The organism is Anoxynatronum sibiricum (assembly GCF_039414295.1).
Classification (GTDB): domain Bacteria; phylum Bacillota; class Clostridia; order Peptostreptococcales; family Tindalliaceae; genus Anoxynatronum; species Anoxynatronum sibiricum.
Window position 1 is genome coordinate 1 of sequence record NZ_JBCITM010000028.1, and the last position, 15,255, is coordinate 15,255.

General features: G+C 50.2%; 14 protein-coding genes. 10 read left to right on the top strand and 4 right to left on the bottom strand.

Annotated elements, in window-relative coordinates; genetic code table 11:
- Nucleotides 1-170: 170 nt before the first annotated feature.
- The 3 genes from AAIG11_RS16665 to pflB all read right to left on the bottom strand — a co-directional run bounded on the left by AAIG11_RS16665 (nucleotide 171) and on the right by pflB (nucleotide 4,185).
- On the bottom strand, nucleotides 171-899 hold the full coding sequence (locus tag AAIG11_RS16665) for a Crp/Fnr family transcriptional regulator (protein ID WP_343187372.1): 729 nt from the start codon (nucleotides 897-899) through the stop codon (nucleotides 171-173).
- A gap of 77 nt (nucleotides 900-976) precedes the next feature.
- A complete protein-coding gene (gene pflA, locus AAIG11_RS16670) occupies nucleotides 977-1,747 on the bottom strand; it encodes a pyruvate formate-lyase-activating protein (protein WP_343187373.1) in 771 nt (256 codons plus the stop codon).
- 191 nt (nucleotides 1,748-1,938) lie between these two features.
- A complete protein-coding gene (pflB, locus tag AAIG11_RS16675; RefSeq protein ID WP_343187374.1) occupies nucleotides 1,939-4,185 on the bottom strand; it encodes a formate C-acetyltransferase in 2,247 nt (748 codons plus the stop codon).
- A gap of 375 nt (nucleotides 4,186-4,560) precedes the next feature.
- Between pflB and AAIG11_RS16680 the strand changes: the two genes are divergently transcribed.
- Entirely contained in the window at nucleotides 4,561-5,052 is a 492-nt protein-coding gene (locus AAIG11_RS16680) for a phosphatidylglycerophosphatase A family protein (protein ID WP_343187375.1), read from the top strand.
- Nucleotides 5,053-5,137: 85 nt separating this feature from the next.
- Here AAIG11_RS16680 and AAIG11_RS16685 read toward each other — a convergent pair whose 3' ends face one another.
- Entirely contained in the window at nucleotides 5,138-6,529 is a 1,392-nt protein-coding gene (locus AAIG11_RS16685) for an MATE family efflux transporter (protein WP_343187376.1), read from the bottom strand.
- A 320-nt stretch (nucleotides 6,530-6,849) separates the two neighbouring features.
- Here AAIG11_RS16685 and AAIG11_RS16690 point away from each other — a divergent pair, with 320 nt between their 5' ends.
- From AAIG11_RS16690 to glgA, 9 genes are all read left to right on the top strand, one after another.
- A complete protein-coding gene (locus AAIG11_RS16690) occupies nucleotides 6,850-7,878 on the top strand; it encodes an asparaginase (RefSeq protein WP_343187377.1) in 1,029 nt (342 codons plus the stop codon).
- Nucleotides 7,868-8,116 carry a hypothetical protein gene (locus AAIG11_RS16695; protein ID WP_343187378.1) on the top strand — a complete coding sequence of 83 codons (249 nt, stop codon included), beginning with the start codon at nucleotides 7,868-7,870 and terminating at the stop codon, nucleotides 8,114-8,116. The genes AAIG11_RS16690 and AAIG11_RS16695 overlap by 11 nt, the downstream gene beginning before the upstream one ends.
- A gap of 123 nt (nucleotides 8,117-8,239) precedes the next feature.
- Nucleotides 8,240-8,686 (top strand): ACT domain-containing protein, encoded by a 447-nt coding sequence (locus AAIG11_RS16700; protein ID WP_343187379.1) that lies wholly within the window; start codon nucleotides 8,240-8,242, stop codon nucleotides 8,684-8,686.
- 9 nt (nucleotides 8,687-8,695) lie between these two features.
- Complete coding sequence (locus AAIG11_RS16705) at nucleotides 8,696-9,982, top strand: homoserine dehydrogenase (RefSeq protein WP_343187380.1); 1,287 nt, start codon at nucleotides 8,696-8,698, stop codon at nucleotides 9,980-9,982.
- Nucleotides 9,983-10,002: 20 nt separating this feature from the next.
- Nucleotides 10,003-10,905 carry a homoserine kinase gene (thrB, locus tag AAIG11_RS16710; RefSeq protein WP_343187381.1) on the top strand — a complete coding sequence of 301 codons (903 nt, stop codon included), beginning with the start codon at nucleotides 10,003-10,005 and terminating at the stop codon, nucleotides 10,903-10,905.
- Nucleotides 10,893-11,258 (top strand): hypothetical protein, encoded by a 366-nt coding sequence (locus tag AAIG11_RS16715; RefSeq protein ID WP_343187382.1) that lies wholly within the window; start codon nucleotides 10,893-10,895, stop codon nucleotides 11,256-11,258. The genes thrB and AAIG11_RS16715 overlap by 13 nt, the downstream gene beginning before the upstream one ends.
- Nucleotides 11,259-11,383: 125 nt before the next feature.
- Nucleotides 11,384-12,622, top strand: a complete 1,239-nt coding sequence (locus AAIG11_RS16720; RefSeq protein ID WP_343187383.1) for a glucose-1-phosphate adenylyltransferase — start codon at nucleotides 11,384-11,386, stop codon at nucleotides 12,620-12,622.
- Complete coding sequence (gene glgD, locus AAIG11_RS16725) at nucleotides 12,619-13,740, top strand: glucose-1-phosphate adenylyltransferase subunit GlgD (protein WP_343187384.1); 1,122 nt, start codon at nucleotides 12,619-12,621, stop codon at nucleotides 13,738-13,740. Before AAIG11_RS16720 ends, glgD begins: the two co-directional genes overlap by 4 nt.
- Nucleotides 13,741-13,791: 51 nt before the next feature.
- The gene (glgA, locus tag AAIG11_RS16730) at nucleotides 13,792-15,246 is read left to right on the top strand and encodes a glycogen synthase GlgA (RefSeq protein WP_343187385.1); all 1,455 of its coding nucleotides are present in this window, start codon (nucleotides 13,792-13,794) and stop codon (nucleotides 15,244-15,246) included.
- The last annotated feature ends 9 nt before the right edge of the window (nucleotides 15,247-15,255 follow it).

Here is a 15,255-nt window from a genome sequence, read left to right on the forward strand (position 1 = left end):
GAACATGGTCTCTCTTTGTCATCATTCGAATCACCCCTTATATCTATATTCGACATCAAGGGGCGAATCTCCTTTTTGATTGCAAGAAAAAAAGCCTATTTTCATAGACTTTTTCAACAACCTCAAGTCCGGTAATGTCTTCCGGACTTTTACATATATCCTATTTGTGATTATTCGTGGGATTCGTGGAGGAGTGACTGGAGACCTGCCAGGTCTTTGATGAGAATCTGGCGGGTGCTTTTCAGCTGTATATATCCCAGCTCGTCAAAAAGATGAAGCTTTCGGCTCATGGTTTCCCGGGCAATACCAGAGTAGCTGCCCATGTCTTCCCGACTGATGGATAACTTCAATAAGGTGCCTTCAGGTGTATGGGTGCCGAAGTCAGGGATCAGGCTCAGCAGCAACCCGGCCACCCGGGCATCCAGGCTGGCGGTGGAAAGACGCTCAATAAGTGTTTCCAGTTTAATAATGCGTTCGTAGGCTTTTTCGAAAACCTTCAATGTAATTTCAGGGTTGGAGAGGATAATGCGATCGAACTCGGATTTTTTCAGCATGCTCACCAGGCTGTCGGTGAGGGCTTCGGCAGTGCAGTCGAATCGGTCCTCTTTCAACAGGTTAAAGGCACCAAAAAAATCGCCGGCCTTCAGGATATAGAGGATCTGCTCTTTCCCTTCGGCGGTGTGCTTCAGCAGTTTCACTTTGCCGCTGCAGACAATGTAAAGTCTGTCGGCGGTATCGCCGGCATGAAAAAGCGTCTCTCCCTTATGAAAAACTTTTGAAGAGACACCGGCAGATATTTTATCCGCTTCTTCCCGGGTCAGGTTGGAAAGCAATGGTGTCTTGTTAAGGCAGGTAGGGCCCTGACAGGTCTCGCAGCGGCACTGGGGGCATCTTGACACAATGGCAACATCCTTTTTGCATAGATGGCTGATGGCGGTATGAAGCTCACAGAACCGTCACCCTGTAGGGTTGTTCATCAGGAAGCTTTTGGCACCATGGGAGCGTTGGCTGGCTGCTTCGCTTTAAAAGCGGCAAGGCGGTCCATCAGTTGTATTTCCCACTGGCGGGTTTGTGGCCCATCCATGGCTGGGGTATCTGCCAGGGGGTCTTCCAGTCCCAGCAGCGCATATTTTTCGCTTCCATGCTTATGATACGGTAAAAGTTCGATTTTTTCAACCGTCTTTATCTGGCAGGCCTGGTGAAAGAGGGCGTCGATGGCGTGGTGGTTATTGGTGAAGCCTGGAACCACCACGTGTCTGATCCAAACCTCTCTCTGAAAAGCCTGAAGCCGCCGCCAAAATGGAAGGCGGCCGGTCATGGGTTTACCGGTGAGTTTCAAATGGGTTTCAGAATCAGTGGCTTTTAGATCCATAAGAACGCAGTCGGTGTTGGTCAGGATACTGTCCATCCATTTTTCAGGGCCAAAACCACTGGTGTCAATGGCCGTATGAAACCTATCCGCCTTTAGCAGGGTCAGGCATTGTGACAAAAACTCTCCCTGCATGAGGGGTTCGCCGCCGGAAAAAGTAACACCGCCACCAGTGCTCTGGTGGTAGGGGCGGTATCGACGGGCAAGGGCCACCACTTCCTGAGGCGTCATGAGATTACCGCCACAGGTTTTCTGGGAATCCGGGTTATGGCAATAGCTGCAGCGCAAGGGGCAGCCCTGGAGAAAAAAGACGGTGCGAATTCCCGGGCCGTCAACCAGACCCATGGTTTCGATGGAATGAATCATTCCCTGAAGCATAGTGATCCTCCTTCATGTGATGCAGGCTTTAATTTCTCTGTCGGGTTTTCAGCCGGCGGTTCACAACTTCTCCCGCTCATGGGTTTTTCAGGTGATTCCAAATTTCTGACAGTTTTCAAATGTCGTAAAGGGAAAAAACGCCGGGCCGTAGGCAGTGTTGATTCGGCCCGGCGAAGAAGGAGAAGGCGATGTTAGACGGCCTGGTGGAAGGTGCGGTGAATGACTTCCTGTTTCTGCTCTTCCGTCAGGCGGTTAAAGTGAACGGCGTACCCGGAAACCCGAATGGTGAGGGTGGGATATTTGTCGGGGTGTTTCATGGCATCCACCAGCAGTTCCCGTGACAATACGTTGATGTTCAGGTGGAAGGCTCCCTGGGAGAAGTAGCCGTCCAGAATGCCGGCCAGGTTTCGGTAACGGGTTTCTGGTTCTTTGCCAAGGGCCGCCGGCACAATGGAAAACGTGTTGGAGATGCCATCCTGGCAGGTGCTTTCATATTTAAGTTTGGCAACGGTGTTCAGCGAAGCCAGGGCTCCCATGGTATCTCGGCCGTGCATGGGATTGGCACCGGGGGCAAAGGGTTCGCCCTTCTTACGGCCATCCGGAGTGCTGCCGGTTTTCTTTCCATACACCACATTGGAAGTAATGGTGAGAATGGAAAGGGTGTGTTCCGCTTCCCGGTAGATGGGGTTGGACTTCAGTTCATCGCTGAAGTATTGGGCAATGTCAACGGCCAGTTGGTCCACCCGGTCATCATCGTTGCCATAGGCGGGATAACTGCCTTCGATGATAAAGTCTTCGGCAATTCCAAAACGATTACGAACAGGTGTTACCCGGGCATATTTAATGGCGCTGAGGGAATCTGCCACGATGGAGATACCGGCGATGCCGAAAGCCATAAACCGGTGAACATGAGTGTCGTGGAGGGCCATGAGACCGGCCTCGTAAGCGTACTTGTCATGCATGTAATGAATGGTGCTCATGGTGTCGGCATAGAGTTGAGCCAGGTAAGTGAGCACCTTCCGGTAATTCTTCATCACTTGGTCAAAGTCCAGCACATCTCCCTTGAGAGGTTCAATACCTTCGATAAGGCGGTAAGGGGTGCCGTCGGTGTGATATTTTAGCTCATCCATACCGCCGTTAATGGCGTAGAGCAGAGCTTTGCCCAGATTGGCCCGAGCGCCGAAGAACTGCATTTGTTTTCCGATGGCCATGGCAGAAACACAGCAGGCAATGCCGTAATCGTCGCCATACAGAGGGCGCATCAGATCGTCATTTTCGTATTGAATGGCGCCAGTGGCTTCAGACTGCTTCATGCAATATCGCTTAAAGGCAGCGGGCAGCTTTTCAGACCAAAGAACTGTCATGTTGGGCTCTGGGGCGGGGTCCAGATTGGATAGGGTGTGGAGGAATCGATACGCGGTGCGGGTGACATGGGTTCTGCCGTCCAGCCCCATGCCGCCGATGGCCTCGGTGATCCAGGTGGGATCACCGGCAAAAAGAGCATTGTAATCAGGGGTGCGCAGGTGCCGCACCATCCGCAGTTTAATCACCAGCTGATCAATAAGCTCTTGGGCCTCGGTTTCGGTCAAAGTGCCTTCCTGCAGGTCCCGTTCCAGGTAAACATCCAAAAATGCGGTGTTTCGCCCAAGCGACATCGCAGCACCGTTGTTTTCCTTCACACCGGCCAGGTAGGCAAAGTAGAAGAACTGAACGGCTTCCTGGGCATTGGATGCCGGTTGTGAAAGATTCACACCGTAGCGGGCCGCCATATGGTTGATGGCTTTCAACGCGCGAATTTGTTCGCTGATCTCTTCCCGAAGGCGAATCAATTTTTCTGTTGCCGGACCACTGAGAAGCCGCTCGCGATCAGCTTTTTTTTCTTCTATCAGAAAAGCGGTGCCGTAGAGGGGAATGCGGCGGTAGTCACCAATAATCCGGCCACGGCCATAGGCGTCTGGCAAACCAGTGAGCAGTCCTACTGAACGGGCTTCCTTCATTTCGTTGGTATATGCGTCAAAAACCCCTTGGTTGTGGGTTTTGCGGACCTCCTGAAAAACAGCTGACAGCTCCGGGTTCATGGCATATCCATAAGCGTCCAGAGAATCCTGAACCATTCGGTAGCCACCGTAAGGGTTAACGATACGTTTCAGGGGCGCATCCGTCTGAAAACCAACGATCACTTCATTTTCCTGATCAAGATAGCCGGGTTCAAAAGCATCAATGCCGGAGAATCGGGTGGTGTCAACATCAAGCACACCGGCTTTAATCTCCTGTTGAATCAATGCATCTGCCTGTATCCAGAGCTGTTGCGTTTTGGTGGAAGGTGAAGCCAAAAAAGAGGCATCACCTTCATAGGGGTGGTAATTTCGCTGTATAAAGTCCCGCACATCCACCTGTGTTTGCCAGGGGCCTTCTGAAAACTGGCGCCAGGGATTCATGGGATCAACTCCTTCACTAATGTATTAATGCTTGTGAGATCAGTATACCGGAGCAAAACAGATCTGGATGTGACCACAGACACAAAAACAAGTTTTCGGAATTGAAAAACAATATCAGTTAAAAATGCAGAGCCCGGTCATATTCAATGACGAAGGACGGACTTATGGGAGAAACAGGGTTAAACAGGGTTAGACAGCGTGAAAATGTGGTATAAGAAGTTTGTGGAAGAGGAATGAAACGAGGAAGAATGCCGAGGAACTGGCTTGAGTCTGGTTGATGAGATCTGATGAGTAGGGTAAAATGAGCAGGACAAAATGGCCGTCAGCAGAACCAGCGGCCGAAAAGAACTGAAGAAATAAAGGAGGAATCATTTCATGAGTCGACCAACCATGGAAGAGCTTTATGAAAAAACCCGGGAGTTACTGGAAGAAAGAGGTGTTCGACTGAAAGACATTGGGAAGCTGGTGTTGTTTTTACAGCAGCCCTATCAGCCTGAGCTCACCATGGACCGCTGTTTGGAAAGCGTGGATGCGGTGCTTCGCAAACGGGAAGTGGCACATGCCGTTCTCACCGGGGTGGCGCTGGATCAGCTGGCAGAACAGCAACAGCTGCCGGAACCGCTGCAGAGTATTGTGGCCTCTGATGAAGGGCTATATGGGATTGATGAGATACTGCCCCTCTCCATTGTGAACCTATACGGCACCATCGGTCTTACCAGTTATGGGTATCTGGACAAGGAAAAGGTGGGAATCATCAAGGAACTGGATACTAAAGACGGGGTTAAAGTGCATACATTTTTGGATGATATGGTGGCGGCCATCGCGGCGGCAGCAGCCAGCCGCATTGCCCACGGTGAACGGGATTAACAGTAGAACAAGAAGCGTGAAATGTAATGCCGGGACCATTCAGGTTCCGGCATTTGTTCTGACATCAGTAAGGTTCAGAAGAACATCATGAGACGGTATCATCTTTGGCATTGCTGACGCCGGGTGTTATGGTGGGATGGCCTGTTTGTAAGAGGGGTGACTGTAGCAGCATGAAAGTCATTCCCGTCATCAGGGTTCCTTTGATCCATGAACTGCCGGTGATGGTCCACCAGATACCGTCAAGGCCCAGCAGGGATTCCCGGGCCAGCAGATAAGCTGCCGGAACCCGCAGGCCAGTGAAGAGGATGCTCACCAGTGCCGGCGGGGTGGTTTTTCGCAGTCCGTTGAAGCCGCCGGAAAAAGTGATTTCCAGGCACATGAACAGCTGAGAAAATCCGAGAATGCGCACATATTGGGTGCCGATGACCACGGTGGCCTCTTCCCTGATAAAAATCATGAACAGCTCACGGGCAAAGATGACGAGAATCAGTGAGGTGATCACGCCGAAAACGAACATCACTACGCCGGCGGTTTTGATTCCTTGTTTCACCCTGTCTGGTTTGCCCGCACCCATGTTTTGGCCGGTAAAAGAGCTGAGGGCGATGGCAAAGCCGTGAGCCGTCATGTAGGAAATGGATTCAATCTGAACCCCTACTTTTTGAGCAGCCATGGCGGCAGGTCCGTAACCGGCCACAATGCGGGCCAGTAAGACGGAGTAGACAGAAAAAAGACCGCTTTGCAGTGCCACAGGAGCACCCAGTCGTCCAATCTCACGCATCAGGCTGGCGCTCCAGCCACCCTTGAACCGGAACTGCTGAAAGGGGCGGTTTCGTATGAGCATGCGCACCAGTACCAGCGTCACCAGCATTTGAGAAAACACGGTGGCCAGGGCTGCTCCCCGGACTCCCAGGTTTAAGCCAAAAATCATCAGCGGGTCCAGCACCATATTGGCTGCCATTCCCATGGCGTTCACCTTAAATGGCGCCTTGCTGTACCCGGCACCATTGTAAATACAGGTAATAATGGGATTTAGAAAAACAAAGACCATTCCCAGAGACATGATCATCAGGTAATGCCGGGCATCGCGCTCCACCATGGGGTGATCGATTCTGAAAAAACCAATGAGCTGCCGGTTAAAAAGCAGCAGTCCCAGCCCGTAGATCAGGGCGATCCCAACAGCCATGCGCAGGGCAGTGCCGGCATAACGATTGGCGCGGTCACCTTTTTCAGCCCCGATGGACTGGGCAATGTTCACTTCAGTACCCACCTGGACAAGGCGCACCAGGGCCATACTGAAGGTGATGAAGTAGCCGGCGATGCCAATGGAAGCGACGGCACCGCTGCCAAGAATGCCTATCCAGACCATGTCAACCAGGTGATAGGCCATATTCAAAAAAGACGTGCCCATGATGGGCAATGCCAGTGCGGTTAAAGAACTGAAAATGGAACCCGAAAGCAGGTTTTTGCTGTCCGTCATTGATGGAACCCTCCCCCATAACGATCATACATGAATTTAATCACTTTGAAAAGATGAAGATGCAGATGGTGAAGCGGGTTGGAAAACGGACATATCTTAAGCTGATAAATGAACGAATGAACGACGCAAAAGGCAAGGGGAGTCCTATTCAGCACAGATTTGGGAAGAAAAACTGCTGATTTTGAAAATGGCAGTCAAAATCGGTAAAATAAGATATAATAAATGGGAGATCAAATGATTAAACAGCAACCTATAAAGAGATTGTGAAAAGAGCCCCGGAGATGTTCACCAGAGGAGCTCATCAGAAAGGGGAGGACAGCATGAAGCCAACCGTTGCGGTGGTATTCACCGGCGGCACCATTTCCATGTCCATCGATGAAAGATTGGGGGCGGCGATCCCTTCATTGTCTGCAGCCCAGATTCTTTCCATGGTCACCAATATCGACCGTTTTGCCCACATTGAACCGGTCACCTTTTCATCATTGCCCGGCCCCCACATGGATCCACAACTGATGATGAAGCTGCGACAGCAGGTGCAGCAACTGTTGACCCGTGATGACATTACCGGGGTGGTGGTGACCCATGGAACGGATACCCTGGAAGAAACCGCCTATTTGCTGGATCTAACTCTGAATACCAGCAAACCTGTGGTGATGGTGGGTGCTATGCGCAATAGCTCTGAGCTGGGGTATGATGGTCCCAGTAATCTCGCGGCAGCAGTATGTACTGCCATTTCACCGGAAGCCCGGAACAAAGGCGTGCTGGTGGTAATGAATAATGAAGTGAATGCAGCCAGTGAAGTGACCAAAACCAACACACTTCGGCTCAACACCTTTCAATCCCTTGAATTTGGTGCATTGGGAATTGTGGATAATGATGAAGTGATTTTTCACCGGGAAGTGGTTCATCGCCAGGTGTTACAGCCGGAAGCCCTGGAAGAACGGGTTTCGTTGATTAAGTGTGTGGCGGGAATGGATCATCGTTTGATTGAATTCTGTGTGGAACAGCAAGACAAGGGACTGGTCATTGAAGCCATGGGACGTGGGAATGTGCCGCCTGCCATGATGCAGGGGATTCGTTGTGCCATCGACAGCGGTTTGGTGGTGGTACTGGTTTCCCGGTGCCCCACCGGCCGTGTGCTGGGCACTTACGGATATCCGGGTGGAGGCAAGGAGCTTCGGGATTTGGGAGTTATTTTTGGCGGAGACCTGCCGGGCCAGAAGGCCAGAATCAAACTGATGCTGGCACTGGGAGTAAGCCGGGAACCGGCAGTCATTCGCCATATTTTTGAACAGGAGCAATACCGCACACCCGTTACGGGACAGGAGGAATCAACCCATGGGCAGTAAGAAGAAACAGACAAAGGCACAAGACAGCCAGAAAAAACAGCAATGGAATGATACAGAACTGAAACTGGCATCAGGCGCGTTGACGTTGGCGGTGGCCTTTGGACTTTCACAGCTCACCGGTATTACGCACGAGCATTTCTACGGCAGCTTTCAGCGGTTTATCAGTGGCTTTTTCATCCTCATGGCCATTTATCTGGTGGTATATCTGATTCTTTATAAAAAGTACAGCGCTTCATAGAAGAAAACAATCTTAGACGGGTGATGAACCCGTCTTTTTTCTTGAAAGGCTTTATCATTTATGGTACTATGTATCTGTTGAAAATACATTTGTACTTGCTGAGAAAACAACGGAGGTGTCATTGTGGAGCAGGAAAAGCATACTTATTATCTGGTGCACCATCAGGCCCTGCCTGAGGTGCTTCTTAAAACCGTTCAGGTGAATGAAATGCTCAGTAAAGGAAAAGCCAACACCATTTATGAGGCAGTGGAGCAAGCTGGGATCAGCCGAAGTGCCTACTATAAGTACCGGCACCATGTCTTTCCCTTTTATGAGATGGGCAAAGGCAGAATCATTACGCTGGCCATGCTGCTGGATCACGTTTCCGGCTGCCTGCTGGAAGTGCTGAAAGAAATTGCCCGGGTGAACGGGAGTGTGGTAACCATCAACCAGAATATTCCCTATTTACAGGTGGCCAACGTCACCGTTTCCCTGGAAACCATGGACCTGACGGTGAATATTGAAACCCTGATTCAGAGACTGCGAAAAATTAACGGCATCCACGAAGTGAAGATTGTCGGGAAAGAATAGGTGATCTCAATGAAAACAGTACACATAGGCCTGTTGGGGTTTGGGGTTGTTGGTCAGGGTGTCTGGCAGCTGCTTCAAACCAATCAGGAAGAAATCAGTCATCAAACAGATATCAAAGTGACAGTGAAAAAAATCCTTATGCGTGACCCTGAAAAAAGCCGGGTATTACCGGCGGAAGACCCCCGTCTGACAACATCCTGGCAGACCATATTGCAGGATGCTGAAATTGATGTGATCGTCGAACTGATGGGCGGTATTGAACCTGCCAGACAGTATATCACAGAAGCTCTTTCAGCCGGCAAGCATGTGGTGACTGCCAATAAAGCGCTTCTGGCGCAGCATGGCAGTGAGTTAAGCAGACTGGCCGCTCACCGGGGTGTTCAGCTGCGGTATGAAGCCAGTGTGGCTGGCGGCATCCCTGTTCTCCAGGCCATTCGGGAGAGCCTTTGTGCCAACAGACTGACCTCCATCATGGGCATTGTGAACGGCACCACCAACTATATTCTCAGCAAAATGACCCGGGAAAAAACCACCTATGAAGAAGCTTTGGCAGAAGCTCAGGTGAAAGGTTATGCTGAAGCCGACCCCACAGCAGATGTAGAGGGCTTCGATGCAGCCCACAAGCTGACCATTCTGGCTTCACTGGGTTTTCAAACCACTGTGGATTTCAGTCAGGTATATCGGGAAGGGATCGATCGCATCACGCCTTTGGACATTGAGTATGCGTCAGAATTGGGGTACGTCATTAAGCTGCTTGCCATTGCCCGGGATCTTGAAGGTAAAATTGAGCTGCGGGTGCACCCCACCATGATAGCCGCCGGACACCCACTGGCCTCGGTGCAGGATGCTTATAATGCAGTGTACATTCAGGGAAATGCAGTGGGTGATCTGATGTTTTATGGCAGGGGAGCAGGTGACCTGCCCACAGCAAGTGCTGTGATGGGAGATGTGCTCAATGTGGCACATCATCGCACCAATGACCATGCCCCCAGCTACCCGCTGGATTACAAACCAAATGGCAAGAAAGTACAGTCGATGGATGAAACCACCACCGCCTATTACATCAGACTGTTGGTAAAAGATATTCCCGGTGTTTTGGGACGCATTGCCACTGCTTTTGGAAATTGTGGCGTCAGCCTATCCTCTGTGATTCAAAAGGGAGATGCTGATCCCGTGTCATTGGTGTTTGTGACCCATCGCACCCGGGAAATTGCTGTCCAGCAGGCCATCAGAGACATCAGACTCATGGATGAACTGGTTGAAGTGGCGGGAATCATTCGGGTGGAAGACATCTAAACATCAGGGAGGAACAGCTTATGGCGATGATGCGCGTCAGGGTGCCTGCCACTATGGCCAATATTGGTCCTGGATTTGACTGTATGGGCATGGCTCTAAACCTATATAATGAGTTGGAAGTGGAAGAACTGGAAAGTGGTCTCATCATTGAAAACATTGGGAGAGATTCAGAAGGACTACCCACGGATGAAACCCATCTGGTGGTGCGCAGCATGCAGCGGGTTTTTGAAGCCGTTGGACGGAAGCCTGGGGGGATTCATTTGCGAGTAACCACTGCCATTCCCGTCTCCAGGGGGCTGGGCAGCAGTGCAGCGTGTATTGTGGGAGGTTTGGTGGCGGCCAATGAATTAATCAGAGGAAATCTGAACCGCCAGGAACTGCTGGAGCTGGCAGTGGAACTGGAAGGGCATCCGGATAATGTGGCTCCGGCGTTGCTGGGCGGTATTGTGGTGTCGGCAGGCGAAGCCGGCGACACCAGCTATATCCGGTTTCCTGTACCGGCAGAACTGCAAACTCTGACGGCGATTCCCAACATTGAGTTGAGTACCAGTGCCGCCAGACAGGCCCTGCCAAAAGAAGTGCCCTATGCTGATGCTGTTCACAATGTGGGACGGGCGGCCTTGCTGGTGGCTGCACTGATGCAGGAAAACTACACAGTGGTGGAGAAGGCCCTGGACGACAGGCTGCACCAGCCCTACCGAAGCCGGCTGTTGCCTTCACTGGACCACATTTATCAGCAATCAAGAACAAAAGGACTGAAGGCATTAATCATCAGTGGTGCTGGTCCCACGCTGGCCTATCTGCTGATGCCCCAGACCCGGGACAGCCAACAGATCTTCCTTGACCTGCTGGCAGAAACACCTGAAGAATGGGAAGTGTTGACGCTTTCAGGCGACAATGAAGGTGCCGTGTGTCTTTGGTAACACCACACCCCTCTGCGAAACAAGTGGATTTAAGCAGAACATCATACAGAAACAGACTCACATCACTGTCAACAGACAAGGACGTTTACGGCTATGACCATGAACGTCCTTGTCTGTTGTTGATAAAGATCATGAACAGAAGAGCGGATAACTTGGTTAAGGGTGAAAAGTTAGCTCCCAGCCAATGTTCTTTGGATGATTTGTGGGTGTCGGAAACAATGATATATGCCGCCAAAGGTGAGTTGTTGTTTAGAATTAACAGTCTGTTGATGACAAATGAGCACAAAAGAGATACCCTGATAAGAGGATGGCGATTTCATAATGCCGGTTTTCGTGAATTTTTTGGCGATTAGGTGTTTTCTGCCGCTTCCTTCGTGTGACATCCCATTAAAATGGGTAGGTAAACATTGTGGAAATTAGATACTCATGACTATAGTATGAAACCCATCTTCAAACAACAACTGAAGGAGGCGTGACTATGTACAAACAAGAATGCATTGCCATGCTCCTGGCCGGCGGCCAGGGAACCCGGCTGGGAATCCTCACCCGAAAACTGGCAAAACCTGCCGTTCCTTTCGGGGGCAAGTATCGCATCATCGACTTCACCCTCAGTAACTGTTCAAACTCCGGCATTTACACCGTGGGGGTGCTGACCCAGTACCAACCCCTGATTCTCAATTCCTACATTGGCATCGGCAGTCATTGGGATCTGGATAAGAAACGGGGCGGTGTCACGGTACTGCCACCCTACGTGCGTCATGACGGCGGCCACTGGTATTTGGGAACGGCCAATGCTGTTTATCAAAACATCGAGTTTGTGGATCAGTATGACCCAGAGTACGTGTTGATCCTTTCTGGCGACCATATTTACAAAATGGACTATTCCCTCATGCTGGACTACCACAAGGAAAAAGCGGCAGATGCCACCATTGCAGTGATCGAAGTTCCATGGGAGGAAACCCACCGGTTCGGCATTATGAACACCAACCTGGATAATGCCATAGTGGAATTTCAGGAAAAACCCCAAAAAGCGAAAAACAACCTAGCTTCCATGGGAGTCTATGTGTTCAACTGGCAATTGCTGCGTAAAATACTGATTGAGGATGAAATGGATAAATCCTCCGACCATGATTTTGGAAAGAATTTGATTCCACGGCTGCTGGAGGAGGAGAAACGGATTTACGCATATCCCTTCAGGCATTACTGGAAAGATGTGGGAACCATCGAAAGTTTGTGGCAGGCCAACATGGACCTGCTTCATGATCACCCTGAGCTGGATCTTTACGAAAAAGACTGGAAGATTTATTCAGTCAATCCCAACCAGCCGGTCCAGTTCATTGCTCCCAATGCCCAGGTGAAAAAATCATTGGTGAACGAAGGGTGTCAGATATATGGATCAGTGGAAAACTCGGTGTTGTTCCCGGGAGTGGTGGTGGGTGAAGGCAGTGTGATTAAGGATTCAGTGATCATGTCGGACACCGTCATTGGAAAAAATGTGACCATTGAGAGAACCATTATTGGTGAAGAATGCACGGTTGAAGATGACTGCATCATTGGTCAGCCGGGAGAAGGGCAGGATGAAATCACGGTGCTGGGTGAAAATGTGGTGGCGGTAAAAGCTAAAACCATTCCCGGCGGCGTGGAGATCAACATTGAAAACTGTCATGAATTCGGCTGTTGTCCCAATGGCCTTAAGAAACAGGAGGTGATCTCATGATGAAAGATGTGATGGGCATCATCAATGACACAGACATTGAGCAAAAGCTGAAAGACTTAACCCGGGTGCGGTCCACAGCGGCAGTACCTTTTGGTGGTCGCTACCGCATCATCGACTTTGTTCTCTCCAACATGGCCAACGCAGGAATCAAGAACATTGGTATACTTACTCAGAGCTACAACCGCTCATTGCTGGATCACGTGGATTCGGGGAAAGAATGGGACCTCCTAAGCAAGCGGGACGGCCTGTTCATTCTGCCTCCCATCTTTCGCTATGACCAGTTCACTGGGAACCTGGGAGATGTGGATCACTATTACAATCACATGGATTATTTCACCAGAAGCAGGCAGCAATATGTGCTGATTTCCAGCAGCAATGTCATTTATAACATGGATTACCGGCACATTCAGCAACTATATGAAGAGAAGCAGGCGGATATTGTGCTTGTCTATAAGAATGCAGATACTGAAGAAAATAACAATTTTCGCGTATTGTCACTTCTCATTGATAACAATGGGCGGATCCGGGATATGGCAGCCAGCAGAGAGAAAAAGCTGAGTCCGGCCGTTGCACTTGAAATTGCTTTTATGAAAAAAACACTGTTCATGCAAATGATCGACGATTGTATTGCCAGGGGGTACCGGGATTTCACCAAAGACGGGCTCATCAAAAATCTGGAAAAGTACCGGATTTTTGGATACGAACATCAGGGATTCGCTGCCAAAATTGATTCCATACACACCTACTACCGCCACAGCATGGGCCTGTTAAATCCGGAAGTTTGGAAAGAGCTTTTTTTCAGGCACGGCAGTATTTACACGAAAGTGAAAGATGAACCACCAGTTAAATATCAAGCCAGTGCTATGGTGAGCAATTCACTTCTGGCCAATGGATGTCACATTGCCGGAACAGTGGAAAACAGTATTTTGGGACGGGGAGTCACAGTGCACCCTGGTGCAGTGGTGCGGGATTCCATCATCATGCAGAAAGGCCAGATTCACCGGGGGGCTGTGGTGGAGAATGCCATCCTGGATAAAGATGTGGTGATTACACCGGGTAAGCAGATACGGGGGGAAAAAGAATACCCGCTGGTGGTGGAAAAACAGGCGGTTATTTAGGTGTCTGAGCGAAATGGAACATAAACCATTGAAAGAGATGAGGTGTCAAACGTGTTAAAAGTGCTATTTGCTGCTTCAGAGGCTGCGCCTTTCATTAAAACAGGCGGACTGGGAGATGTCATCGGATCACTGCCAAAAGCACTGAAACGTGAAAATGTGGATGTGCGGGTGGTCATGCCCAAATACCAGGAAATATCTCCAGGCGTTCAGGAAAAAATGCAGTGGCAGGAGAGTATCTATGTGCCGGTGGGATGGCGCAATCAGTTTTGTGGATTGGAATATATGGTGTACGAAGGCATTCCTTTCTATTTTTTAGATAACAAATACTATTACAATCGACCGGGCTACTACGGCTATCCAGACGATGGCGAGCGATACGCCTTCTTCAGTCGTGCAGTGCTGGAAATGCTTCCGTTCTTCGATTTTCAGCCTGATGTGATCCATTGCCATGACTGGCAGACGGGGATGGTACCAGCCCTTCACAAGATTGCCTATCAGCAGAAACCGTACTACCAGAACATGAAAACCATGTTCACCATCCATAACCTGCGATATCAGGGTGTTTTTCCGCCGGAAGTGCTGCGGGAGCTGTTTAATCTGGGGCATGAACATCTGACTCGGGAAGGCTTGGAGTTTCATGGGAATGTGAGCTATATGAAAGGGGGAATCAACTATGCGGACATCATCACCACGGTCAGCCCCACCTATGCCCAGGAGATTCAAACCCCCTACTACGGGGAACAGATGGACGGGCTGCTGCGCAGCCACAACCAAAAGCTGAGAGGCGTGCTCAATGGACTGGATTATGAGGAGTATAACCCGGAAACAGATCCGCTGATCCCCCAAACATTCTCAGCGGCAAACCCTGAGAAAAAAATGGCCAACAAAAAATGGCTGCAGGAGCATCTTGGCTTGCCGGTGAAGCAGGTGCCCCTCATTGCCATGATCACCCGGCTGGTGCCTCAAAAGGGACTGGACCTGGTGCAGCATGTATTGGATGAAATCATGGAAATGGATGTTCAACTGGTCATTATCGGAACAGGAGATCATCAATATGAGCAGATGTTGCAGCATGCCGCCCATCGTCATCCTGATAAATGCAGTGTTCAGCTGAAATTTGACAATCATCTGGCTCGGCAGGTATATGCCGCTTCTGATTTATTTCTGATGCCCTCTCAGTTTGAGCCCTGCGGGTTGGGACAGCTCATTGCACTTCGCTACGGCAGCCTGCCTGTGGTGAGGGAAACCGGAGGGCTGAAGGATACGGTCTTCCATCACCGACACCCATCAGGTAAAGGGAACGGATTCACCTTTACCAATTACAATGCCCACGAAATGCTCGGCGCCATTCAGGAAGCAGTAACCCTTTACCTGAGTGATCCGCCCGGGTGGCAGCAGTTGGTGAAACATGCCATGACCTGCGATTACAGCTGGGATCAGTCAGCCAATACTTACAAAGAACTTTATGAAGTCATGACACTGAAAAACAGATCGCCGCTGTTGTAAACACACTTT

What these genes read in the sequence shown, in the direction of transcription:
- AAIG11_RS16690 (WP_343187377.1), top strand. Translation starts at nt 6,850, where the DNA reads ATGAAGCCAACCGTTGCGGTGGTATTCACCGGCGGCACCATTTCCATG.
- AAIG11_RS16705 (WP_343187380.1), top strand. Translation starts at nt 8,696, where the DNA reads ATGAAAACAGTACACATAGGCCTGTTGGGGTTTGGGGTTGTTGGTCAG.
- pflB (WP_343187374.1), bottom strand. Translation starts at nt 4,185, where the DNA reads ATGAATCCCTGGCGCCAGTTTTCAGAAGGCCCCTGGCAAACACAGGTG.
- pflA (WP_343187373.1), bottom strand. Translation starts at nt 1,747, where the DNA reads ATGCTTCAGGGAATGATTCATTCCATCGAAACCATGGGTCTGGTTGAC.
- AAIG11_RS16685 (WP_343187376.1), bottom strand. Translation starts at nt 6,529, where the DNA reads ATGACGGACAGCAAAAACCTGCTTTCGGGTTCCATTTTCAGTTCTTTA.
- AAIG11_RS16720 (WP_343187383.1), top strand. Translation starts at nt 11,384, where the DNA reads ATGTACAAACAAGAATGCATTGCCATGCTCCTGGCCGGCGGCCAGGGA.
- glgD (WP_343187384.1), top strand. Translation starts at nt 12,619, where the DNA reads ATGATGAAAGATGTGATGGGCATCATCAATGACACAGACATTGAGCAA.
- AAIG11_RS16695 (WP_343187378.1), top strand. Translation starts at nt 7,868, where the DNA reads ATGGGCAGTAAGAAGAAACAGACAAAGGCACAAGACAGCCAGAAAAAA.
- AAIG11_RS16680 (WP_343187375.1), top strand. Translation starts at nt 4,561, where the DNA reads ATGAGTCGACCAACCATGGAAGAGCTTTATGAAAAAACCCGGGAGTTA.
- thrB (WP_343187381.1), top strand. Translation starts at nt 10,003, where the DNA reads ATGGCGATGATGCGCGTCAGGGTGCCTGCCACTATGGCCAATATTGGT.